This window comes from Pseudomonas sp. BGI-2 (assembly GCF_004310295.1).
Taxonomy (GTDB): domain Bacteria; phylum Pseudomonadota; class Gammaproteobacteria; order Pseudomonadales; family Pseudomonadaceae; genus Aquipseudomonas.
Genome location: NZ_SISB01000015.1, coordinates 62,186 through 85,637, shown reverse-complemented (window position 1 = coordinate 85,637; position 23,452 = coordinate 62,186). Strand labels below are relative to the sequence as shown.

17 protein-coding genes are annotated in these 23,452 nt (G+C 60.1%); 14 read left to right on the top strand and 3 right to left on the bottom strand.

The annotated features are described in order from the left end of the window. Positions 1 to 49 precede the first annotated feature (49 nt). From EYC95_RS12525 to EYC95_RS12510, 3 genes are all read left to right on the top strand, one after another. The gene (locus EYC95_RS12525) at positions 50 to 526 is read left to right on the top strand and encodes a thioesterase family protein (protein ID WP_131060637.1); all 477 of its coding nucleotides are present in this window, start codon (positions 50 to 52) and stop codon (positions 524 to 526) included. 14 nt (positions 527 to 540) lie between these two features. Beyond that, a complete protein-coding gene (locus EYC95_RS12520) occupies positions 541 to 1,701 on the top strand; it encodes a gamma-butyrobetaine dioxygenase (protein WP_131060636.1) in 1,161 nt (386 codons plus the stop codon). Positions 1,702 to 2,097: 396 nt separating this feature from the next. Further along, on the top strand, positions 2,098 to 2,361 hold the full coding sequence (locus tag EYC95_RS12510) for a hypothetical protein (protein WP_131060634.1): 264 nt from the start codon (positions 2,098 to 2,100) through the stop codon (positions 2,359 to 2,361). A 105-nt stretch (positions 2,362 to 2,466) separates the two neighbouring features. Here the strand turns inward: EYC95_RS12510 and EYC95_RS12505 are convergent, their stop codons facing one another. Together EYC95_RS12505 and EYC95_RS12500 are read right to left on the bottom strand one after the other, a co-directional pair. Continuing rightward, positions 2,467 to 3,570, bottom strand: a complete 1,104-nt coding sequence (locus tag EYC95_RS12505) for a GlxA family transcriptional regulator (RefSeq protein ID WP_131060633.1) — start codon at positions 3,568 to 3,570, stop codon at positions 2,467 to 2,469. 539 nt (positions 3,571 to 4,109) lie between these two features. Next, a complete protein-coding gene (locus EYC95_RS12500) occupies positions 4,110 to 5,486 on the bottom strand; it encodes an L-serine ammonia-lyase (RefSeq protein ID WP_131060632.1) in 1,377 nt (458 codons plus the stop codon). 435 nt (positions 5,487 to 5,921) lie between these two features. On the opposite strand from EYC95_RS12500, the gene EYC95_RS12495 reads away from it, so the two are divergent. The 3 genes from EYC95_RS12495 to choV all read left to right on the top strand — a co-directional run bounded on the left by EYC95_RS12495 (position 5,922) and on the right by choV (position 8,970). Beyond that, positions 5,922 to 6,872: a choline ABC transporter substrate-binding protein gene (locus tag EYC95_RS12495; RefSeq protein WP_131060631.1), complete on the top strand. Its 951-nt coding sequence runs from the start codon at positions 5,922 to 5,924 to the stop codon at positions 6,870 to 6,872. Between the two features lie 77 nt (positions 6,873 to 6,949). Next, positions 6,950 to 7,795, top strand: coding sequence for a choline ABC transporter permease subunit (gene choW / locus EYC95_RS12490; protein ID WP_131060630.1), 846 nt, complete (start codon positions 6,950 to 6,952; stop codon positions 7,793 to 7,795). Continuing rightward, entirely contained in the window at positions 7,792 to 8,970 is a 1,179-nt protein-coding gene (gene choV, locus EYC95_RS12485) for a choline ABC transporter ATP-binding protein (protein ID WP_131060629.1), read from the top strand. The genes choW and choV overlap by 4 nt, the downstream gene beginning before the upstream one ends. Positions 8,971 to 9,164: 194 nt before the next feature. Here the strand turns inward: choV and EYC95_RS12480 are convergent, their stop codons facing one another. Then, positions 9,165 to 11,114, bottom strand: coding sequence for a BCCT family transporter (locus EYC95_RS12480; protein ID WP_256656953.1), 1,950 nt, complete (start codon positions 11,112 to 11,114; stop codon positions 9,165 to 9,167). A 379-nt stretch (positions 11,115 to 11,493) separates the two neighbouring features. Between EYC95_RS12480 and betI the strand changes: the two genes are divergently transcribed. The 8 genes from betI to EYC95_RS12435 all read left to right on the top strand — a co-directional run bounded on the left by betI (position 11,494) and on the right by EYC95_RS12435 (position 23,141). Then, a complete protein-coding gene (gene betI, locus EYC95_RS12470) occupies positions 11,494 to 12,087 on the top strand; it encodes a transcriptional regulator BetI (RefSeq protein WP_131060627.1) in 594 nt (197 codons plus the stop codon). A 108-nt stretch (positions 12,088 to 12,195) separates the two neighbouring features. Further along, positions 12,196 to 13,668: a betaine-aldehyde dehydrogenase gene (gene betB, locus EYC95_RS12465; RefSeq protein ID WP_131060626.1), complete on the top strand. Its 1,473-nt coding sequence runs from the start codon at positions 12,196 to 12,198 to the stop codon at positions 13,666 to 13,668. A 192-nt stretch (positions 13,669 to 13,860) separates the two neighbouring features. Continuing rightward, positions 13,861 to 15,564: a choline dehydrogenase gene (gene betA / locus EYC95_RS12460; protein ID WP_131060625.1), complete on the top strand. Its 1,704-nt coding sequence runs from the start codon at positions 13,861 to 13,863 to the stop codon at positions 15,562 to 15,564. Between the two features lie 271 nt (positions 15,565 to 15,835). Continuing rightward, complete coding sequence (locus EYC95_RS12455; RefSeq protein WP_131060624.1) at positions 15,836 to 17,287, top strand: TldD/PmbA family protein; 1,452 nt, start codon at positions 15,836 to 15,838, stop codon at positions 17,285 to 17,287. Further along, on the top strand, positions 17,287 to 18,624 hold the full coding sequence (locus EYC95_RS12450; protein WP_131060623.1) for a TldD/PmbA family protein: 1,338 nt from the start codon (positions 17,287 to 17,289) through the stop codon (positions 18,622 to 18,624). The genes EYC95_RS12455 and EYC95_RS12450 overlap by 1 nt, the downstream gene beginning before the upstream one ends. A 138-nt stretch (positions 18,625 to 18,762) precedes the next feature. Next, positions 18,763 to 20,190: a multidrug transporter subunit MdtD gene (mdtD, locus tag EYC95_RS12445; protein WP_131060622.1), complete on the top strand. Its 1,428-nt coding sequence runs from the start codon at positions 18,763 to 18,765 to the stop codon at positions 20,188 to 20,190. A 302-nt stretch (positions 20,191 to 20,492) separates the two neighbouring features. Then, complete coding sequence (dbpA, locus tag EYC95_RS12440) at positions 20,493 to 21,830, top strand: ATP-dependent RNA helicase DbpA (protein WP_256656952.1); 1,338 nt, start codon at positions 20,493 to 20,495, stop codon at positions 21,828 to 21,830. Positions 21,831 to 21,962: 132 nt separating this feature from the next. Further along, positions 21,963 to 23,141, top strand: a complete 1,179-nt coding sequence (locus tag EYC95_RS12435; protein ID WP_131060620.1) for an NAD(P)/FAD-dependent oxidoreductase — start codon at positions 21,963 to 21,965, stop codon at positions 23,139 to 23,141. Positions 23,142 to 23,452 lie beyond the last annotated feature (311 nt).

The following is a 23,452-nucleotide window of genomic DNA, read 5'->3' as shown; positions in this document are numbered from 1 at the left end:
TGCTCGCGAAAGCGGCCGCCCAGTCACCACACATCTTGGATCACCCATCATGCCCACCCTCACCACCTACCAAACCAAAATCATCCCCGACTGGGTCGACTACAACGGCCACCTGCGCGATGCCTTCTACCTGCTGATCTTCAGCTACGCCACCGATGCGCTGATGGATCGGCTAGGCATGGACAGCAACGACCGCGAAGCCAGCGGCAATTCGCTATTCACCCTCGAACTGCACCTCAATTACCTGCACGAAGTGAAGCTCGACGCCGACGTCGAAGTGCACACTCAAATCATTGGCCACGACAGCAAACGCCTGCACCTCTATCACAGCCTGCATCTGGTGGGCGATGACAAGGAACTGGCGGGCAACGAACAAATGCTGCTGCACGTCGACCTTGACGGGCCGCGATCCGCGCCCTTCAGCGAAGACATCTTGAGCAAGCTGCAAGCCATCGTCACCGAGCAGACCGACCTGCCCGCCCCCGCCTGCATTGGCCGAGTGATCGCATTGCCCCCTAAAAAATAACAAGGAGATCGCCATTGAACACCGCCGCTTTTGCCGACTTCCGTACCTACCCGTTGATCAGCGCGTTGACCGCCGTGCACACCCTGGCGGATCGCATTCAAGTGAAGTGGGCCGACGGTCGAGTCAGTCCCTTTCATCATCAATGGCTGCGGGACAACTGCCCGTGCCCGCAATGCGTCTACACGGTGACCCGCGAGCAAGTGCTGGAAATCGTCGATGTCGCAGAAGATTTGGTGCCGAGAGAGGCGACCGTCGATGCCGATGGTTGCCTCAGTGTCGAATGGCAGGACGGCCACCTCAGCCGCTTCGATCCGGGCTGGTTACGAGCCCACGCTTATGACGACGAGTCCCGGGCCGAACGCCGCGCCGCCAAACCCGGAAGCCAGCTGTGGAACAGCCATCTGAAGCTGCCGGTATTCGAATACCACGCACTGATGAACGACAACGAAGCACTGCTGCAATGGCTGCTTGCGGTGCGTGATATCGGCCTGACTCAAGTGCGCGGCGTGCCCACCGAACCCGGTTCACTGAAGCTGATCGCCCAGCGGATTTCCTTCATCCGCGAGAGCAATTTCGGCGTGTTGTTCAACGTACAATCCAAGTCCGATGCCGACAGCAACGCCTACACCGCTTTCAACCTGCCGTTGCACAGCGACTTGCCAACTCGAGAGTTGCAACCGGGGCTGCAATTTTTGCATTGCCTGGTCAATGACGCCGACGGTGGCGAAAGTATTTTCGTCGACGGCTTTGCCATCGCCCAGGCGTTACGCGAGGAGGATCCCGAGTCGTTCAAAGCCCTGTGTGAAATTCCCGTGGAGTTCCGCAACAAGGACCGCCACAGCGACTACCGCTGCCTGGCGCCGATCATCGCCCTGGACGCGTTGGGGCAGGTGTCGGAGATCCGCATGGCGAACTTTCTGCGTGGGCCGTTTGATGCGTCGATCGAGGACATGCCCAAGCTTTACCACGCTTACAGACGTTTTATTGCCATGACCCGCGAAACGCGATTCCGGGTGATGACGCGGCTAAAACCCGGCGAAATGTGGTGTTTCGACAACCGCCGCACCCTCCACGCCCGCAACGCCTTCGACCCCGCCAGCGGCGCCCGGCATTTTCAGGGTTGCTATGTCGACCGGGATGAATTGTTGTCGCGCATTCTCGTGTTGCAGCGCTAGACCGCGTCATCGTTCATCGCGAGCAGGCTCGCTCCCACAGGTATTGCGTCGTTCGCCCAATCCGCGACCGCCCCCAAACCTGTAGGAGCGAGGCTTGCCCGCGAAGGCGTCAGTCTGGACACCTCAAATCTCCCGGATTCACAGGCAAAAAAAACCCCGATCAAGCCGTGACAAGATCGGAGCTGAGGAGGGTACTGTTGAGGAGCCGTTGCGCGAGGGTGACCAAACCTTCGTGAAGCCAGCTGAATCCAGTGTGCCCACTCTCACCTCTGGCAAGTTAGCCGAAAACGACCTGTTCATAGGTATCGCGGCCATTGCGACAAATCGTCCTTGCCGACGCCCACGGCCCCTACGAGAATCGAGCCACGACACCGTTCCCTGAAGAAGGATTGCGTCATGATGTACGCCGATTTGATTGACCAGGAAGACCTGTTGGGCCAGCTGAAATCGCTGGGTTTTCAAGTACCGAGCGGCTCCACAGCCGAGCAGGCTTGCGAGTGTGCAGTGCGAGGCTTGAACGATGAACGGGCGATGACGCTGCGGACCATGGTCAAGCAGATGTACACCAGTAGCGCGACCATCCTGCCGGCCGTTCGTCAGGCCATCGACAAGCAATTGTTGCCAGCGTTGGCGCAATATCAGCAGAGCCGTAGCGCCTGATAAACCGCTTTCGCGAGCAAGCCCGCTCCCACAGGTGACCGAGTTCTCTCAGGTGAGCGCGGTCGAATGTGGGAGCGGGCTTGCTCGCGAAGCAGGCGCCTCGGTTTAGAGCCTTACACTGGCGAACGTCGACTCGTTGCGCGCCTGACTCAGCGCCGACAACGGCCCGGACAACGGCGACAGCACCAACGCTTGTGGCAGCGGCATCATCGCCACTTGTTGCGTGGTGTTGGAACCTACGCGCTCGTCACGCGGTGGAATGCCGAAGTATTCGCGGTAGCACTTGGAGAAGTGCGGTGTGGAAACGAAGCCACACACCGACGCCACTTCGATGATCGACATCGGCGTTTGCTTGAGCAACTGCCGAGCACGGATCAGGCGCAGTTTGAGGTAGTAACGCGACGGCGAGCAGTGCAGATACTTCTGGAACAGCCGCTCGAGTTGACGACGCGAAACAGCGACATACACCGCCAGTTCGTCGAGGTCGATCGGCTCTTCCAGGTTGGCTTCCATCAGCGCAACGATTTCCTGCAACTTCGGCTGGTTGGTGCCGAGCATGTGCTTGAGCGGCACACGCTGGTGATCCTGTTCGTTGCGGATGCGCTCGTAGACGAACATTTCCGAGATCGCGGCCGACAGTTCACGGCCGTGATCGCGGCTGATCAGGTGCAGCATCATGTCCAGCGGCGCGGTGCCGCCGGAACTGGTGAAACGGTTACGGTCGAGGGTGAACAGGCGTGTGCTCATGGCCACACGCGGAAACGCTTCCTGCATTGAGGCCAGGCATTCCCAGTGCACGCTGCAATCAAAACCGTCCAGCAGGCCGGCGCACGCCAGAGCCCAGCTGCCGGTGCAGACCGCACCGAGACGGCGGGACTGCCGCGCCTGGCTTTGCAGCCACGAAACGTGTTCACGGGTAACAGTGCGCTGGATGCCAATACCGCCGCAGACAATGATGATGTCCAGGGCGGGAGCTTTGTGCATGGAGCAGTCGGGAGTGATCTGCAGGCCGTCACTGGCCCAAACCTGACCGCCGTCGACGCTGAGTGTGGACCAGCGATACAGCTCGCGGCCGGACAATTGGTTGGCCATGCGCAGGGGTTCTACTGCGGAGGCCAGAGAAATAAGCGTGAAATTGTCCAGCAGCAAAAAGCCGATGGATTGAGGCGCACGGTTCTGGGGTTGGGCCCCGGAGTTGAACGTCGTCATCGCGGTATCTCCTCACACAAAGCGGGTGATGGCCTCAGGCGGAGGCTCTTGTTATTGCCATCGTTCTCGCGTGGGAGACGGGCTTTGTAATGACAGAGCAATTGCCATGCCTAAAGTTGAATGGTCATTCAATAACTCCTGAAAACGACGTCGCAGTGCGTCTATATAAGCCGCGCCGTGAGTAGGGGTTATAGGTGCCATTATCGGCGGGAGACGCTCCGCCCCGTTGGGCGTGAGCAAATCGGTAGCACTTGTGGGAACAGGGCTACGGCGACCGGATGGAGAGTGTCACCGCAAGCACAGGTGACAGGCGGTACTGGCCAACTTGGATCCCTGATCTAGGTGAGGTCGCTTATCTGTAAGCGACGCGCTAAAACGTGGCGCGTTTCGATTCAGGTGTTCACTTAGCGCGCAGTTTTGATTGGTCTGACGCCTTCGCGAGCAAGCCCGCTCCCACAGGTGACCGAGTTCTCTCAGGGAAATGCGGTCGAATGTGGGAGCGGGCTTGCTCGCGAAACAGGCGACTCGGTCTTACTGAATCAACACTCAACCGCGCTAACCGCCAACCCACCGCGCGATGTCTCTTTATATTTGTCATGCATATCGGCGCCAGTATCACGCATCGTGCGGATCACCCGATCCAGCGAGATAAAGTGCTGACCATCGCCACGCAGCGCCATCTGCGCCGCGTTGATGGCTTTCACCGCGGCAATCGCGTTGCGCTCGATGCACGGCACTTGCACCAGCCCGCCCACCGGGTCGCAGGTCAGGCCGAGGTTGTGTTCCAGACCGATTTCCGCCGCGTTGCACAGTTGCTCCGGTGTGGCGCCGAGAATCTCCGCCAACCCGGCCGCCGCCATCGCGCAGGCCGAACCGACTTCACCCTGGCAACCGACTTCGGCACCGGAAATCGAAGCGTTCTTCTTGCACAGAATCCCTACCGCCGCCGCACTGAGGAAATAGTCGACCACGTTGGCGTCGGTCACCACCTCACTGAACTTCATAAAGTAGTGCAACACCGCCGGAATGATTCCCGCCGCGCCATTGGTCGGCGCCGTGACCATGCGCCCGCCAGCGGCGTTTTCTTCGTTGACCGCCAGAGCGAACAGGTTGACCCACTCCATGGCACTCAGCGTTGAGCCGATTACGTTAGGTTTCCCCAGCTCTTGCAGGCTGCGATGCAACTTGGCTGCGCGACGACGCACATTAAGTCCGCCGGGCAGGATGCCTTCGTGCTTGAGGCCTTGTTCGACGCAATCCTGCATGGCGCGCCAGAGTTTCATCAGGCCGGCGCGAATTTCCTCTTCGCTGCGCCAGACCTTCTCGTTGGCCATCATCAATTCGGCAACGCGCAGGTTGTGCTGCTTACAGAGGCTGAGCAGCTCGACGGCGCTGGAGAAATCGTACGGCAGCACCGTGCGATCCAGATCGACCACGCCGCTGGAGGCCTGCGCCTCATCGACGACAAAACCGCCGCCGATGGAATAGTAGGTGTCGCGATGCAGTTCGCCGTGATCGCCTTCGACAATCAGGGTCATGGCGTTGGGATGGAATGGCAGGTTTTCGTCGATCAGGCGCATGTCCCGGGCCCAAATGAACGGGACCGACAAGTGACCGTCGAGCAACAGCGTGTGAGTTTCGCGCAGGGTTTCGATGCGGATGCCGATTTGCGACGGATCGATCGCATCCGGCCACTCGCCCATCAGGCCCATGATCACCGCGTTGTCGCTGCCGTGACCAACGCCGGTGGCCGACAACGAACCATAAAGCTGAACTTCGACGCGACGCACTTGTTCCAAAAGACCCTGCTCACGCAAACCTTGCACGAACAACGCGGCGGCCCGCATAGGTCCCACGGTGTGCGAACTGGAAGGTCCAATGCCGATTTTGAACAGGTCGAAAACGCTGATTGCCATGACTGCCGAACTCCTGGGTGTGCCAACTCCGGACGCAAAAGCGCCCAGTGACGGAGCTGCTACGCTCAAGCTGCAATCCGTCGGGATGGCCGCATCATCGGGCTTTTACCATGTCGTTCGACGTCTGACACCGACCCACTCATGCCCACCAACGTCGCAGGCCATCAGCGCTACGTTTTCACGGTTTCTTTACGGTTCAAACGGGCAGAAAGGGCTGAAAATAGCTGTAAACGACGTCACCGACACTGGATGCGACCATCCCTGTACTGGTTACGACGCCCCCTGTAGGCGTCAGATTTTCACTGGTACATGATCGTATCGACTCGATTGCAAGGCGCCGTGGTAGAGCTGTCTCCAAAACGCCATCCAACCGCAACCTATAAGTGCGGTGGTCCAGTCGGAACACTGCCAAAAAAAACACCAAGGAGTCCATCCATGAAAGGTTCCCCGTCGTTGTTGTTGGCCGCCATGCTGAGTCTGCCGTTTCTGGCTCAAGCCGCCGAGCCGGCTCAATGCAGCACCGTAAACTTCTCCGATGTCGGCTGGACTGACATTACCGTCACCACCGCCACCACCAGCGTCGTCCTCGATGCCCTCGGCTACAAGACCAAAACCACGATGATTTCCGTACCGGTGACCTACAAGTCCCTGGCCGACGGCAAGAACATGGACGTGTTCCTGGGTAACTGGATGCCGACCATGGAAAACGACATCAAGGCCTACCGCGATGCCGGCACCGTGGACACCCTGCGTGCCAACCTGGAAAACGCAAAATACACACTCGCCGTCCCGGAAGAGTTGTATAACAAAGGTCTTAAAGATTTCGCCGACATCGCCAAGTTCAAGAAAGAACTCGACGGCAAGATCTACGGCATCGAACCGGGTAACGACGGCAACCGTCTGATCCAGAGCATGATCGACAAGGACGCCTTCGGCTTGAAAGCCGCCGGCTTCAAGGTGGTCGAGTCCAGCGAGGCAGGCATGCTCTCGCAAGTCGATCGCGCCCAGCGCCGCAACACCGCCGTGGTGTTCCTGGGCTGGGAACCACACCCGATGAACACGCGCTTCAAGATGAAGTACCTGACCGGCGGCGACGAGTATTTCGGCCCGAACTTCGGCCAGGCAACCATCTACACCAACACCCGCAAGGGCTATGCGCAGGAATGCAGCAACGTGGGTCAGCTGTTGAAAAACCTGCAGTTCACTCTGGACATGGAAAGCACCCTGATGGGCAACGTCCTGGACGACAAAATGAAGCCTGACGCGGCCGCCAAGGCCTGGCTGAAAAAGAATCCACAGGTGCTCGATACCTGGCTCGCTGGCGTGACCACCATTGACGGTAAACCAGGCCTGGAGGCCGTGAAAGCCAAGCTCGCGCAGCCTTGAATTAAGAAGCATCGCTTACGCCGGACGGCTTCGGCCGTCCGGGCTGTTTATTTCCTTGCATGCGGACGTTCACTACCATGCTGATTGATCAGAAAATACCTCTAGGCCAGTACATCGCGGGCTTCGTTGAATGGTTGACGCAACACGGCGCCAACACTTTCGACGCAATCGCCGTGTCACTGGAAACGATGATCCACGGCGTGACTTTTGCGCTGACCTGGTTCAACCCGCTGGCATTGATCGGCCTCATCGCGCTACTGGCACACTTCATTCAACGAAAGTGGGGGCTGACCGTTTTCGTTATCGCCTCCTTCCTGCTGATCCTCAATCTGGGGTACTGGCAGGAAACCATGGAAACCCTTGCCCAGGTGTTGTTCGCCACCCTGGTCTGCGTGGTCATCGGCGTGCCGCTGGGCATCGTCGCTGCACACAAACCGATGTTCTACACACTGATGCGTCCGGTGCTCGATCTGATGCAGACCGTGCCGACATTCGTGTACCTCATTCCTACCCTGACCCTCTTCGGTCTGGGTGTGGTCCCGGGCCTGATTTCTACGGTGGTGTTCGCGATTGCCGCACCTATCCGCCTGACTTACCTGGGTATTCGCGATGTTCCGCAGGAACTGATGGACGCCGGCAAAGCCTTCGGCTGCTCGCGCCGCCAACTGCTCGCACGCATCGAACTGCCCTACGCCATGCCAAGCATCGCGGCCGGTATTACCCAGTGCATCATGCTGTCGTTGTCGATGGTGGTGATCGCGGCACTGGTGGGCGCCGACGGCTTGGGCAAACCCGTGGTCAACGCACTGAACACTGCTGATATCGCCCTGGGCTTCGAAGCGGGCCTGGCGATCGTACTGCTGGCGATCATGCTCGACCGTATCTGCAAACAACCCGACGCTAAAGTAGGGGGTGACGCATGAGCATTATTCGCTTCGAAGACGTCGACGTAATCTTCTCCAAAGACCCGCGTGAGGCGCTCAAGCTTCTCGACCAGGGCATGACCCGCGACCAGATCCTGAAAAAGACCGGGCAGATTGTTGGCGTTGAAAAAGCCAGCCTGGACGTCGAAAAAGGTGAAATCTGCGTATTGATGGGCTTGTCCGGCTCCGGTAAATCCAGCCTGCTGCGCTGCATCAACGGCCTCAACACCGTCAGCCGCGGCAAGCTGTTCGTCGAGCACGAAGGCAAGCAGATCGATATCGCCTCCTGCACCCCGGCAGAACTGAAAATGATGCGCACCAAGCGTATCGCGATGGTGTTCCAGAAATTCGCCCTGATGCCTTGGCTGACAGTGCGCGAGAACATCAGTTTCGGTCTGGAGATGCAGGGTCGCCCGGAAAAAGAACGGCGCAAACTGGTGGACGACAAGCTTGAGCTGGTGGGCCTGACCCAGTGGCGCAACAAGAAACCTGACGAACTCTCCGGTGGTATGCAGCAACGTGTGGGCCTGGCCCGTGCGCTGGCGATGGACGCGGACATTCTGCTGATGGACGAACCGTTCTCGGCCCTCGACCCGCTGATCCGCCAGGGCCTGCAAGACGAACTGCTGGAGCTGCAGAGCAAGCTGAACAAAACCATCGTGTTCGTGAGCCACGACCTCGATGAAGCACTGAAGCTCGGCAGCCGTATCGCGATCATGAAAGACGGTCGGATCGTCCAGTACAGCAAGCCGGAAGAGATCGTATTGAACCCTGCGGACGACTACGTGCGGACGTTCGTCGCCCATACCAACCCGCTGAACGTGTTGTGCGGTCGCAGCCTGATGCGCACCCTGGACAACTGCAAACGCATCAACGGTTCGGTATGCCTCGATCCGGGCGGCGACTCCTGGCTGGACCTGGCCGAAGGCAACACCATCAAAGGCGCACGCCAGAACGGCGCGAGCCTGGACCTGCAGAACTGGATTCCAGGGCAAGCGGTTGAAGGCTTGGGTCGTCGACCAACGCTGGTGGATTCGAACATCGGCATGCGCGACGCGCTGCAGATTCGATATCAGACGGGTAATAAGCTGGTGCTGCACGACAACAACAAGGTGGTCGGGATTCTGGGTGACAGCGAGCTGTATCACGCGTTGCTTGGCAAGAATCTGGGGTAAGGCAGCAGACACAAAAACGCCGCGAGAGGATCGCGGCGTTTTTGTTTAGGGGATATCGAGTCAAACAGTATTGCGGCTGATGGCCCCTTCGCGGGCAAGCCTCGCTCCTACAAGTTCAACGGAAATCCTGTAGGAGCGAGGCTTGCCCGCGAAGGATGCGACGCGGTGCATCTGATGCACCGCGCCCTTCAACATTAGCTATAGACCCGGCCAAGGAGCTGCCGATGGCTTTCAAACTGATCGAGCACGTCACGGGTGATCTGATCCTGAGTGAAGCCCATCAAGTCGTAATCCTGGCTGCCGTTGTGCAAGTACACCTCGGCGCGGTAGTAACGTGCACGTGGTTCATCAGCGCTTTCAGCCGAGACCGTGTCGCTCGCCGCCGCCAGATAACCGTCCAGGCTCACTTCGTAGACAAAAGGGTTGCCCTCTTCCATCTCGATCCGCAGGCCCATGCAACGCTTGGCCTTGCCCAGCAACGTTTGCACGTCCAGGCCTTGAGTACGCAGTTGCACCGCAGCCTCTTCCAGCGCCGGGCTGACTTGCTTGTCCATGAAACGCTGAACGATCGACTGATTCGGCTGCAAGTCCAGCTCGGTCAAACGCTCGCTAAAACCACGACGACCGCGCGCTGCGAGTTCCGCTTGCTCCTGTTCGATCTGCACGTCTTGGCGCATCGCCTTGTGCAAGCCGAACATGAAGAACACCAGTACCACCGAGAACGGCAGACCGGCCAGCACCACCATGGTTTGCATGGCTTCGAAGTTGCCGGCAAACAGCAGGCCGATGGTTACCAGGGTAATTACCGCCGACCAGAAGATCCGCAGCCAGTGCGGCGCATCTTCGTCAACGTTGCCGCCCTTGCACGAAAGGTTGGCCATCATCACCGCGCCGGAATCCGCCGGGGTCAGGAACAGCACAAAACCAACAAAGATCGACACGCCGATCACAATCTTCGACGCCGGGTAATGCTCCAGCAATTGGTAAATCGCCATGGACGGCTGTTCCAGCGCCGTCTTCCCGAGCTCCACCGCCCCATGGTTCATCACCAGGTCCAGGGCCGAGTTACCGAAGATCGACAGCCATGCCAGAGTGAAACCCAGCGGAATCAGCAGCACGCCGGCCACCAGTTCACGCACCGTGCGACCACGGGAAATACGCGCGATGAACATGCCTACAAATGGCGCCCAGGAAATCCACCACGCCCAGTAGAACAGGGTCCACAGGCCCAACCAGCGGTCGGATTTCTCACTGTCGCCTTCGTACACATAGAGGTCGAAGGTCTTCAGCACCACGCTGTTCAGGTAGTCGCCGACGTTTTGCACGAAGCCGTTGAGCAGGTGCAGGGTTGGGCCGAACAGCAGCACAAATATCAGCAGGCCGCTGAACAGCACAATGTTCAGGTTGGACAGACGACGGATACCGTTTTCCACGCCAGACACGGCAGCGATGGTCGCCACGGTGCTCATTACGATGATCACGATCAGCAGGTTGGTGTTGTTGTGCTCCATGCCGAACAGGTTTTCAAGGCCCGACGACACTTGCAGCGAACCAATCCCCAGGTTCGTCACCAGACCCAGCAGGGTCACGAACATGCCGAAGCCGTCCACCGCATGACCGGCCGCGCCTTTGACCCAACGCTCGCCGACCAGCGGATACAACGCCGAACGCAACGCCAGCGGCTGGTTATGACGGTAAGCAAAGTACGCCACGGCCAAACCGACCAGGGCGTAGATCGCCCAGCCATGCAGGCCCCAGTGCAGGAACGTCAGCTGTACGGCCTGACGTGCGGCAAGGTTGCTGCCGGCCACGCCTTCCGGCGGATTGAAGTAGTGGTCCAGCGGCTCGGAAGCACCGAAGTACAGCAGCGAGATGCCGATACCCGACGAGAACAGCATCCCCGCCCAGGCGCCGTAGCTGAAGTCCGGGGTGTCGTCCTTGCTGCCCAGCTTGAGTTTGCCGTAGGACGAAAACGCCAGGCCGAGCACGAAGACCAGGTAAGCGGCGATCACCACCATGTAGTACCAGCCGAAGCTGCGGGACAACCAGGCCTGGGCAATACCAAGCAATCTGCCGGCCTCTTGCGGGGCGATGATCAGAATGGCGGTCAACAGCAGGATCAACGCGGTAGAGGTGTAGAACACCCAACCGTTGACCGTCACCTTCTCGGGTGGGGTCTTTATAAGAGAGGCAGAACTCATGGCACAGATGCTCCAGGCAGTGCGAGAGAAGAACACAAGGCAACGCAGTACCCGACTAATCGGCTAGTTGGCAGCAGACAGGCGGGTGATATAAAGACACCCCGAAAAAAGCCCGAAACCCGGGAGCGCCAGTGCGCGCGGGTTTCGAGCGTTTTCGGATGTCGTTTTTCCGCCAACTACGTGTAGGAAAAACCTGTAGGCAGCGACGAATTGTCGCAGATCTTATTCTTTGTTGATTGAACGTTCAATCAAAACAAAATAGACTGGCCCTTAATCCGATAGACGTTTTACGTCCACCGGAGGGCCTAAGGAGATGTGCAAGATGCCCAAGGTCGGTATGCAACCCATCCGCCGCCAGCAGTTGATCGAAGCCACATTGCAGGCGGTAGATCAGGTCGGAATGGGGGACGCCAGCATTGCGCTGATCGCCCGTTTGGCCGGTGTCTCGAATGGCATCATCAGTCACTATTTTCAGGACAAGAACGGCCTGATCGCTGCCACGGCGCAGTACCTGATGAGTGTCCTCAGCGAGAACGTCACCGCGCGCCGTCAGGCGCTGGCAGATGACAGCCCACGGGCACATCTGCAGGTGATTATCGAAGGCAACTTCGACGCCAGCCAGGTCAATGGCCCAGCAATGAAAACCTGGCTGGCCTTCTGGGCTACCAGCATGCACCACCCGTCATTGCACAGGTTGCAGCGGATTAACGATCACCGCCTGTATTCCAACCTGTGCTGCCAGTTCCGCCGTGTATTGCCGCTCGATGACGCGCGCAGTGCAGCCCGGGGTCTGGCAGCCCTCATTGACGGTTTGTGGTTGCGCGGCGCGCTGTCGGGAGATGCTTTCGACACTGAGCAAGCGCACCAGATCGCTTACGAATACATGGATTTTCAACTGGCCAAGCAGGTGAGTTAGAGCACACATAACCGCTCAACCCCTGAACTGCCACTGACCAGCGTTGCCCAAAGCTATAGGGCACGCCCGGTGGCCAACGCCAACCACTTATGCACTTGCGAGGACTTTATGGCCCGTTTCGAACTGCAAAAACTCTACATCGATGGCGGCTACTCCGACGCCAGCAGCGACGCCACTTTCGAAGCCATCAACCCGGCTAACGGTGAAGTCCTCGCAAAAGTACAACGTGCGACCCAGTCAGACGTTGAGCGCGCTGTCGTCAGCGCTGAAAAGGGCCAGAAAATCTGGGCCGCGATGACCGCCATGGAGCGTTCGCGCATCCTGCGCCGTGCCGTGGACATCCTGCGCGAGCGCAACGATGAACTGGCCGCCCTGGAAACCCTGGACACCGGTAAATCGTTCTCCGAAACCAAGTATGTCGACATCGTCACCGGTGCTGATGTACTGGAATACTACGCAGGCCTGGTCCCAGCCATCGAAGGCGAGCAGATCCCGCTACGCACCACGTCGTTCGTTTACACCCGTCGCGAGCCGCTGGGCGTCGTGGCCGGTATCGGCGCATGGAACTACCCGATCCAGATCGCCCTGTGGAAATCCGCACCAGCCCTGGCGGCCGGTAACGCGATGATCTTCAAGCCAAGCGAAGTCACGTCCCTGACCACGCTGAAACTGGCCGAGATCTACACCGAAGCCGGCGTTCCGGCTGGCGTGTTCAACGTGCTGACCGGCAGCGGCCGTGAAGTCGGCACTTGGTTGACCGAACACCCACGCATCGAAAAAATCTCTTTCACCGGTGGCACCGACACCGGCAAGAAGGTCATGGCCAGCGCTTCCGCTTCGTCGCTGAAAGACGTGACCATGGAACTGGGCGGCAAATCCCCGCTGATCATCTTCGACGACGCCGACCTCGATCGCGCGGCCGACACCGCGATGATGGCCAACTTCTACAGCTCCGGTCAGGTCTGCACCAACGGCACTCGCGTGTTCGTACCGACGCACCTGAAAGCCGCTTTCGAAGCCAAGATCGCTGAGCGCGTTGCGCGCATCCGCATCGGCAACCCGGAAGACGAAAACACCAACTTCGGCCCGCTGGTCAGCTTTGCCCACATGGAAAGCGTGTTGGGTTACATCGCCAAAGGTAAGGAAGAAGGCGCTCGCGTCCTGTGCGGCGGTACTCGCCTGACCGACGGCGACTTCGCCAAAGGCGCATTCGTGGCACCGACCGTGTTCACCGACTGCACCGACGAGATGACCATCGTTCGCGAAGAAATCTTCGGCCCGGTCATGGCCATCCTGACCTACGACACCGAAGAAGAAGTGATCCGTCGTGCCAACGACACCGACTTCGGCCTGGCGGCTGGCATCGTCACCAAAGACTTGAACCGCGCTCACCGCGTGATTCATCAACTGGAAGCCGGTATCTGCTGGATCAACGCCTGGGGCGAGTCCGACGCGAAGATGCCGGTCGGTGGCTACAAGCAGTCGGGTGTGGGCCGTGAGAACGGCATCAGCTCGCTGAACAACTTCACACGCATCAAATCGGTACAGGTCGAACTGGGCGATTACGCCTCGGTTTTCTAAGCAGGCATCTGCTTCGCCTGCGAGGCCGCCTTCGCGGGCAAGCCTCGCTCCTACAGGATCGGGGTTTGCCGCGGTTTTGTGCACGACGCAAAACCTGTAGGAGTGAGCGGGCGGCGTTCCGACTTGCCCGCGAACGAGTGCGCAGCACTCGCCATGGCCATGACCTGACCACTTTCAAAGAGGGTGCATTTAATGTCCCAAGAATTCGATTACATCATCATTGGTGCCGGCTCGGCCGGTAACACCCTGGCGACCCGTCTGACTGAAGACGAAGGCGTCACCGTCCTGCTGCTCGAAGCGGGTGGCCCGGACTACCGTTTGGACTTCCGTACGCAAATGCCGGCTGCCCTGGCGTTTCCGCTGCAAGGTCGTCGCTACAACTGGGCCTACGAAACCGATCCAGAGCCACACATGGACGGTCGCCGGATGGAATGCGGTCGCGGCAAGGGCCTGGGTGGTTCTTCGCTGATCAACGGCATGTGCTACATCCGCGGCAACGCGATGGACTACGACAACTGGTCGAAACTGCCAGGTCTGGAAGACTGGGACTACCTGAACTGCCTGCCGTACTTCCGCAAGGCTGAAACTCGGGACATCGGCGCGAACGACTACCACGGTGGCGACGGCCCGGTCAGCGTGACCACCCCGAAAGCCGGCAACAACCCGCTGTTCCACGCGATGGTTGAAGCAGGCGTGCAAGCCGGTTACCCGCGCACCGAAGACTTGAACGGTTACCAGCAAGAAGGCTTCGGCCCGATGGACCGCACCGTGACGCCGAACGGCCGTCGCGCCAGCACCGCTCGCGGTTACCTGGACGTCGCCAAGAAGCGTTCGACCCTGACCATCGTCACTCACGCCCTGACCGACAAGATCCTGTTCGAAGGCAAGCGTGCAGTCGGCGTGCGTTACTTGATCGGCGCCGCTGAAGAGCGCGTTGAAGCCCGCGCCCGCAAAGAAGTGCTGCTGTGTTCCGGCGCCATCGCGTCGCCGCAGATTCTGCAACGCTCCGGTGTCGGCCCGGCCGAACTGCTGAACAAACTCGACATCCCGGTGGTCCATGACCTGCCAGGCGTCGGCGAAAACCTGCAGGATCACCTCGAGTTGTACCTGCAATACGCCTGCACCCAACCGGTCTCGCTGTACCCGTCGCTGCTCTGGTACAACCAGCCAGCCATCGGTGCCGAGTGGCTGTTCAACGGCACCGGCATCGGCGCCAGCAACCAGTTCGAAGCCGGCGGTTTTATCCGTACCCGCGAAGAATTCGATTGGCCGAACATTCAGTACCACTTTCTGCCGGTTGCGATTAACTACAACGGCAGCAATGGCGTGAAAGAGCACGGTTTCCAGGCGCACATGGGTTCCATGCGTTCGCCGAGTCGCGGTCGTATTCAGGCCAAGTCCAAGTATCCGCGCGAGTACCCGAGCATCCTGTTCAACTACATGGCCACCGAGCAGGACTGGCAGGAATTCCGCGACGGCATCCGCCTGACCCGTGAAATCATGCAACAGCCTGCACTGGACGCTTTCCGTGGCCGCGAAATCAGCCCCGGCATCGACGTGCAAACCGATGAGCAGCTGGACAAGTTCATCCGCGAACACGCCGAAACCGCGTTCCACCCGTCCTGCTCGTGCAAGATGGGCACCGACGAAATGGCCGTGGTCGATGGCGAAGGTCGTGTGCATGGCATGCAAGCCTTGCGTGTGGTCGATGCCTCGATCATGCCGATCATCACCACCGGCAACCTGAATGCGCCAACGATCATGATCGCCGAGAAAATCGCCGACAAGATCCGTGGTCGCCAGCCGTTGCCGCGCAGCACCGCCGACTACTTCGTGGCCGGTGATGCACCGGTGCGTGGCAAGCCGTTGCGGGATGTGAGCCTGGCTGCTCAGTAAGACCGTTACACCAAGGTGCGGCCTTCGCGGGCAAGTCGAATCGTCGCACCGCTCGCTCCTACATGGGATCGTGTTTCCTTGTAGGAGCGAGGCTTGCCCGCGAAGGGGTCCTCCCAACCAACACACAACCTCCTGATACACCCTGGTAATCCATTCCTACACCGCTCCGCCCTTGATCCTACCCCCACGCAGGCCTAATCTAGCGCCACGCAAACGTTTCACCCCCTCGCAACATCGATACACCGCCACTCCATACCAAGGAGGTTCCCGAATGTTCGATTTCCACCCCCAGCTCAAGCAGCGCTTCGCTGCCTTGCGCACGGGCGCTGAATTCTTTTCGCTGCGTTATGTGCGCGAGTCCGGCCAATACCTCTCGGTGCGCAAGAATGTCGCCGAACCTCCGAGCCTGAGCCGCGACGAAGGCGCGATGCTGACCGTTCGGGTCAACGGCGTCGAAGCCTACGCCGCGACCAACGACCTGTCCCAATCAGGCCTGCAAGCCGCCCTGGAGCGTGCCGAGCAACAAGCTCGCCGACTCAAGCCCCACGCCCTGCTCGACCTGCTCGACCTGCGCGGCCAAGCCGTCTCCAGCGACCGCGCCGATTACTTCTCGCCGAACTTCGACCAGCCCTTCCCGTCCCTGAGCGATTGCTATCAACTGCTCGGCGCCGAATCCGCCGCCGTACCCAAGGACGAGCGGCTGGTGAACTGGCAGGTGAGCATCGGCATCACCCACGTCGAGCAGATCTACCTCAACAGCGTCGGCGCCGAACTGCGTCAGGCTCAACGTTTCGTCTACCCGGGCCTGGATGTCACCGCCTATGACGGCAGCGACAGCCAGACCCGCACCCTGGGCCGTGAAAACTTCGGCCAGCAAGGCGGCTTCGATGTGATCAGCCGCTGCGGCCTGGTGGGTGCCGGCCCGCTAGTCGCTGATCAAGCGCTGCAATTGCTGCTGGCGCCGAACACCCCGCAAGGCCCGCGCGACCTGCTGTTGATGCCGGACCAAATGATGCTGCAGATCCACGAATCCATCGGTCACCCGTTGGAACTGGACCGCATCTTGGGCGACGAACGCAATTACGCTGGCACCAGTTTCGTCAAGGCAGAAGACTTCGGCCGCCTGCAATACGGCTCCAAACTGCTCAACGTGACCTTCGACCCGGACATCCCCGAGCAGCTCGCCAGCTACGGCCATGACGACGACGGCACGGCTGCAAGCAAGCAATTCCTGATTAAAGAAGGCCTGCTGCTGCGTCCATTGGGCGGCGCGCTGTCGCAATTTCGAGCCGGCATGGACGGTGTCGCCAACAGCCGCGCCTGTGGCTGGAACCGTCCGCCGATAGACCGCATGGCCAACTTGAACATCGAGCCCGGCGATCAGCCGCTGGAACAACTGATCGGCAACATCGAGCACGGCATCATGATGTCGACCAACCGCTCGTGGTCCATCGACGATGCGCGCAACAAATTCCAGTTCGGTTGCGAATGGGCGCAGTTGATCGAAAACGGCGAACTCAAAGGCGTGGTGAAAAACCCGAACTACCGGGCGATTTCCGCACAGTTCTGGAAAAGCCTCAGCGCCGTCGGCGATGCGAACACCGTCAAGGTCCTGGGCACGCCGAACTGCGGCAAGGGCGAACCGAATCAGGTCATTCGCGTCGGGCATGCCTCGCCGGCCTGTGTGTTCAGCAACGTAGATGTATTTGGGGGAGACGCCTGATGAGTACTTCAAACAATCAGGCCGAGTCGTTCAAGGCTTTGGTCAACTGGCTGCGCGATGCGATTCGCAAGCCGGAACAATTCACCCTCAGCTACGCCGCCGAATCGTCGGCCTTCGTGCGCTTCAACCACGCCAAGGTTCGTCAGGCCGGTCAGGTGCAGCAGGCGAGTGTCGGTTTCAAACTGATCAACGAGGGGCGCCACGCCGACCTCAACATCACCCTGGCCGGTGATGCGGAAGTCGACGTTCAGCGACTGGCCGAAGGTCTGCAACAGCTGCGCGAAACCTTGCCATTGCTGCCGCAGGATCCGTACCTGCTGCTCAACCACAACGACTGGCAGAGCAAGAACGTGCAGGAACATCCGCTGCCGGACACCGAACAGGTGGTGGCCGAAATCACCCAGGCGGCCGAAGGGCTGGATCTGGTGGGCTTCTATGCCGCCGGGCCGATCAGCCGTGGTTTCGCCAGTTCCTCGGGCGCGTTCGGTTGGCATCAGGCCAACAGCTTCAATTTCGATTTCAGCTTGTTCCACGAAAACGGCCAAGCGGTGAAGGCCAGCTACGCCGGGCACGACTGGAACAGCGAAGGGTTTGCCAAACGCTTTGCGCAGGCACGCGAGCAATTGGCATTCCTGGGCAGACCGCAACGCACCCTGGCGCCGGGTCAGTACCGCGCCTACCTGGCGCCTGCAGCCCTGGGCGAAATCATGGACATGCTGGGCTGGGGCGGTTTCTCGGCACAGTCGATTGCCAGCAAAAACAGTCCGCTGCAGAAGCTTTACGCGGGCGACAGTGCGTTCAGCCCGTTGGTGTCGGTCGATGAAAAGGTCAGCGGTTCGTTGAGCCCCGCATTCTCCGGCGAAGGTTATCCGCGCAGCGATTTGGGGTTGATCGTCAACGGCAAGGCCGGCGCGCAGATGGTCAGTTCACGCAGTGCGGCCGAGTACGGCCTGACCGCCAACGGCGCCAGCGGCGGTGAAATGCCAAGCGCAGTGAACATGGCGGCGGGCGCGATGCCTGACGCAGAGATTCTCAAGCAACTGGGCACTGGTTTGTACATCAGCAACCTCTGGTACCTGAACTATTCGGACCAACCGGCGGCGCGCCTGACCGGCATGACGCGGTTTGCGACCTTCTGGGTCGAGAACGGCGAGATTCAGGCGCCGGTCAGCACCATGCGGTTTGATGACAGTGCTTACAGCTTGCTGGGATCGCAGCTGGAAGCGTTGACCCAGGAACGCGAATTGATGTTGTCGGCCAGCACGTACAGCCAGCGAGCGACTGCCTCCGCGTTGTTGCCGGGGGCGCTCGTCAGCCGACTCACGTTGACCCTGTAAAAGCTTTGCGGGCAAGCCTCGCTCCTACGGGATCGGGGGTTGTCGCAGGTTTTTCGGCCGATGCTGAACCTGTAGGAGCGAGGCTTGCCCGCGAAGAAGTCACCACGGACTCCCTGATTCACACTGACAAGAGGTCCCATGCCCAACCGCCTGCCTCTCGACGCTGTCACCGCCCGCTGGGTGCCGTGGGTCGTCGCCATCGCTTTCTTCATGCAATCCCTCGACGGCACCATTCTCAACACCGCCCTGCCCGCCATGGCCCGAGATCTCGCCGAAGATCCGCTGCGCATGCAGGGCGTGATCATCGCCTACATGCTCACCGTCGCATTATTGATCCCCGCCTCCGGCTGGATCGCCGACCGTTTCGGCACCAAGAAAATTTTCTTCGGCGCCATTCTGCTGTTCAGCCTCGGCTCATTGCTCTGCGCGTTGTCGAGCACCCTGAACATGCTGATCGGCGCGCGGGTGATCCAAGGCCTGGGCGGCGCGCTGATGCTGCCGGTCGGGCGATTAGTGGTGTTACGCGCTTATCCGCGCTCGGAACTGGTGCGGATCATGGGCTTCATCACCATTCCCGGCCTGCTCGGCCCGTTGATCGGCCCGACCATGGGCGGCTGGATGGTCGAATACCTGACCTGGCACTGGATTTTCCTGATCAACCTGCCGGTGGGCGCTGTCGGTTGCTACGCCGTGTGGAAGTTCATCCCCGACCTGCGGGGCAGCGAACGCACGCGTTTCGACAGCCTCGGTTTCTTGCTGTTCGGTGCGGCGATGGTGCTGATCACCATCGCCATGGAAGGCCTCGGCGAACTGCACCTGCCGCACTTGCGGGTGATGTTGCTGCTGTTCGGCGGCATGGCGTGTCTGGCGGCGTATTGGTTGCGCGCCGGGCACATCGATAATCCGCTGTTCGCGCCTTCGCTGTTCAAGACCCGGACGTTTGCCGTGGGCATCCTCGGCAACCTGTTCGCCCGCCTGGGCAGCGGCGCCTTGCCGTTCCTCGTGCCGTTGCTGCTGCAAGTGGCGCTGGGTTACTCGCCGTCCCAGGCCGGGATGAGCATGTTGCCGCTGGCGGCTGCGGCCATGGTCGCCAAGTCGGTGGCGCGGCCGCTGATCGAGCGCCTGGGTTATCGCATCGTGCTCACCGGCAACACCCTGGCGCTGGGACTCATGCTCGCGAGCATGGGCCTGGTCAGCGAGCAGACGCCTTACTGGCTGCTGCTGGGGATGCTGGCGATTCTCGGCGCGATCAACTCCTTGCAGTTCACCGCAATGAACACCGTGACCCTGATCGACCTCGACGACGCCAGCGCCAGCAGCGGCAACAGCCTGCTGTCGGTGGTCGCGCAATTGTCCCTGAGCCTCGGCGTTGCCTGCGCCGGCGCCTTGCTCGGCGGCTTTACCGCAGAGATCGGCAACGACGGTGTGGACACAATTCTAGGGGCTTTCCAGCTGACGTTTGTCACGGTCGGAATCATGGCGATGCTGGCCGCGACGATCTTCTCGCAGCTCTCAAAGGAAGACGGACGGCGCGTCAAACGTCCGGAACAGCACATCGAACATTGAACAAGGCACTTGTGGCGAGGGGATTTATCTGTGGCGAGGGGATTCATCCCCGTTGGATTGCGCAGCAATCCTGAGAAGGTTGATCTGACCCACCGAGGCGCCAGATTAAAAGGGGGCGCTGCGCACCCCAACGGGGATGAATCCCCTCGCCACAGTAAATCCCCATCGCCACAGGTTTGCGTTCGTCCAGAAGTTGCAGGTAGAGCGCGCGGGACTGATACACTGCGCGACATTTTGTTTTGCAGGCCAGTCCCGTGACCACCATCGCCACCGCTTTTAATACTTTGCCGCTGTCCGCCGCCATGCTGGCTAACCTCGACTCCCTCGGTTATGCCCAGATGACGCCGATCCAGGCGCAAAGCTTGCCGGTGATCCTCAAGGGGATGGATCTGATCGCCCAGGCCAAGACCGGCAGCGGCAAGACCGCCGCCTTCGGTATCGGCCTGCTGAACCCGATCAATCCGCGCTTCTTCGGTTGCCAGGCGCTGGTCATTTGCCCGACGCGCGAGCTGGCTGACCAGGTTGCCAAGGAAATCCGTCGCCTGGCCCGTTCCGAAGACAACATCAAGGTCCTGACCCTGTGTGGCGGCGTGTCCTTCGGCCCGCAGATCGGCTCTCTGGAGCATGGCGCGCACATCATCGTCGGCACCCCGGGCCGCCTTCAGCAACATTTGCGCAAAGGTTCACTGGTGCTCCATGGCCTGAACACGCTGATCCTCGACGAAGCCGACCGCATGCTCGACATGGGTTTCTACGATTCCATCGAAGAGATCATTGCCCAGACCCCGGAACGCCGCCAGACCCTGCTGTTCTCCGCCACGTACCCGACGGGTATCAAGCAACTGGCGGCGAAATTCATGCGCACCCCTCAGATCGTGAAGGCCGAGGCGTTCCATGACGACACGCAGATCGAGCAGCGTTTCTACGAAATTTCTCCGGAAGAGCGCATGGACGCCGTGGTCAAAGTCCTCGCGCATCATCGTCCGGCCTCCTGTGTAGCCTTCTGCTTCACCAAGCAGCAGGTTCAGGAAACCGTCGATCACCTGACCTCCAAAGGTATCTCCGCCGTCGGCCTGCACGGCGATCTGGAACAGCGTGACCGTGACCAGGTGCTGGCCATGTTTGCCAACCGCAGCACTTCGGTGTTGGTTGCTACCGACGTCGCCGCGCGCGGTCTGGACATCGATGCGCTGGACATGGTGATCAACGTCGAGCTGGCCCGTGATTCGGAAATCCACATCCACCGTGTTGGCCGTACCGGTCGTGCTGGTGAGAAAGGGATTGCGATCAGTCTGGTCGCGCCGTCCGAAGCGCATCGCGCCCAAGCCATCGAGCAACTGCAGAAGTCGCCGTTGAGCTGGGATCAGCTGGATAACCTCAAGTCTCAGGGCGGCGGTCCGCTGCTGCCGGTGATGAGCACGCTGGTCATTGGCGCTGGCCGTAAAGACAAGGTGCGTCCGGGCGACATTCTGGGCGCACTGACGGGCGATGCCGGTATTCCAGGTGCCCAGGTCGGCAAGATTGCGATTTTCGACTTCCAGGCGTACGTGGCCGTGGAACGCGGGATCGCCAAGCAAGCCTTGCAGCGCCTGAACGACGGCAAGATCAAGGGCCGCTCGTTGCGCGTTCGCATCCTCTGACCCTGATCGTTCCCACGCTCTGCGTGGGAATGCATCCCGTGACGCTCCGCGTCACATAACGGCGGACGCAGAGCGTCCATGGCGGCATTCCCACGCAGAGCGTGGGAACGATCATTGTGTGAGGACACCGTTTTGCGCTCTACCGAAGTCGTGATCATTGGCGCTGGCGCCGCAGGGTTGATGTGTGCGCTGACCGCCGCCGGGCGAGGGCGCAAGGTGATGTTGCTCGACCATGCGAACAAGGCCGGCAAGAAAATCCTGATGTCGGGCGGTGGCCGCTGCAATTTCACCAACATGTACACCGAACCTGGCAATTTTCTCTCGCAGAACGAACACTTCTGCAAATCCGCACTGGCGCGCTACACCCAGTGGGATTTCATCGGCATGGTCGCCAAGCACGGCGTGCCGTACCACGAGAAGAAACTCGGCCAGTTGTTCTGCGATAACAAATCCAGCGACATCCTGGAGATGCTGCTCAATGAGTGCGATCAGGTCGGCGTGAGCCTGCACCTGGACACGTCAATCCAGACCATTGAGAAACTCGAAAGCGGTTATCTTCTGGACACTACGCTGGGCCAGATCACCTGTGAATCGCTGGTGATCGCCACGGGCGGTCTGTCGATCCCGACCCTGGGCGCCACCGGCTTCGGTTATCAGGTCGCCAAGCAATTCGGCCACGACTTGCTGCCGACCCGCGCCGGCCTGGTGCCATTCACCATCACCGATCAGCTTAAGGAGCTTTGCACCGAGCTGTCCGGCACGTCGGTTGATTGCCTGGTGAGCTGCAACGACCAGAGCTTTCGCGAGAACATCCTGTTCACCCATCGCGGCCTCAGCGGACCGGCGATTTTGCAGATCTCCTCGTTCTGGGAATCCGGCGACACGGTTGAGATCAACCTGATGCCGGACCACGACGTGCCGACCTGGTTGCAACAGCAGCAAGCCGAGCGTCCGAACAGCGAGTTGAAAACCCTGCTCGGTGAAGTCTTCACCAAGAAGATGGCCAGCCTGCTGGCGGACAACTGGTTCGTCTCCAAACCGATGAAGCAGTACACCCACGCCGAAATCGCCGACATCGCCGAGAAACTGGCGAGCTGGAAAGTGGTTCCTGCCGGGACTGAAGGCTATCGCACTGCCGAAGTGACCTTGGGTGGCGTCGATACTCACGAAGTGTCGTCCAAGACCATGGAATCGCTGAAAAGCCCGGGGTTGTACTTCATCGGCGAAGTGCTCGACGTGACCGGACACCTAGGCGGCTTCAACTTCCAGTGGGCCTGGGCCTCCGGCTACGCCGCCGCGCAATACGTCTGATATACCGCGTCATCGTTCTTCGCGGGCAAGTCGGATCGCCGCACCGCTCGCTCCTACAGGTCATACGCCAATTTTGAAATGACGCAAAACTTGTAGGAGCGAGCGGTGCGGCGATCCGACTTGCCCGCGAAGGCGTCCTAACAGGCAACATCGATGTTGCATGTGCCGGCCTCATCGCGAGCAGGCTCGCTCCCGCATAGGTGATGTGGTGTTGGTTAAAGGAACAGATTTTGCTGTCAGATGTGATCGGCGCCATTGCGTCGGCGTCATTACTGGCTCAATTTAGCGGCATTGCCTCGGAAGGCCTTCGC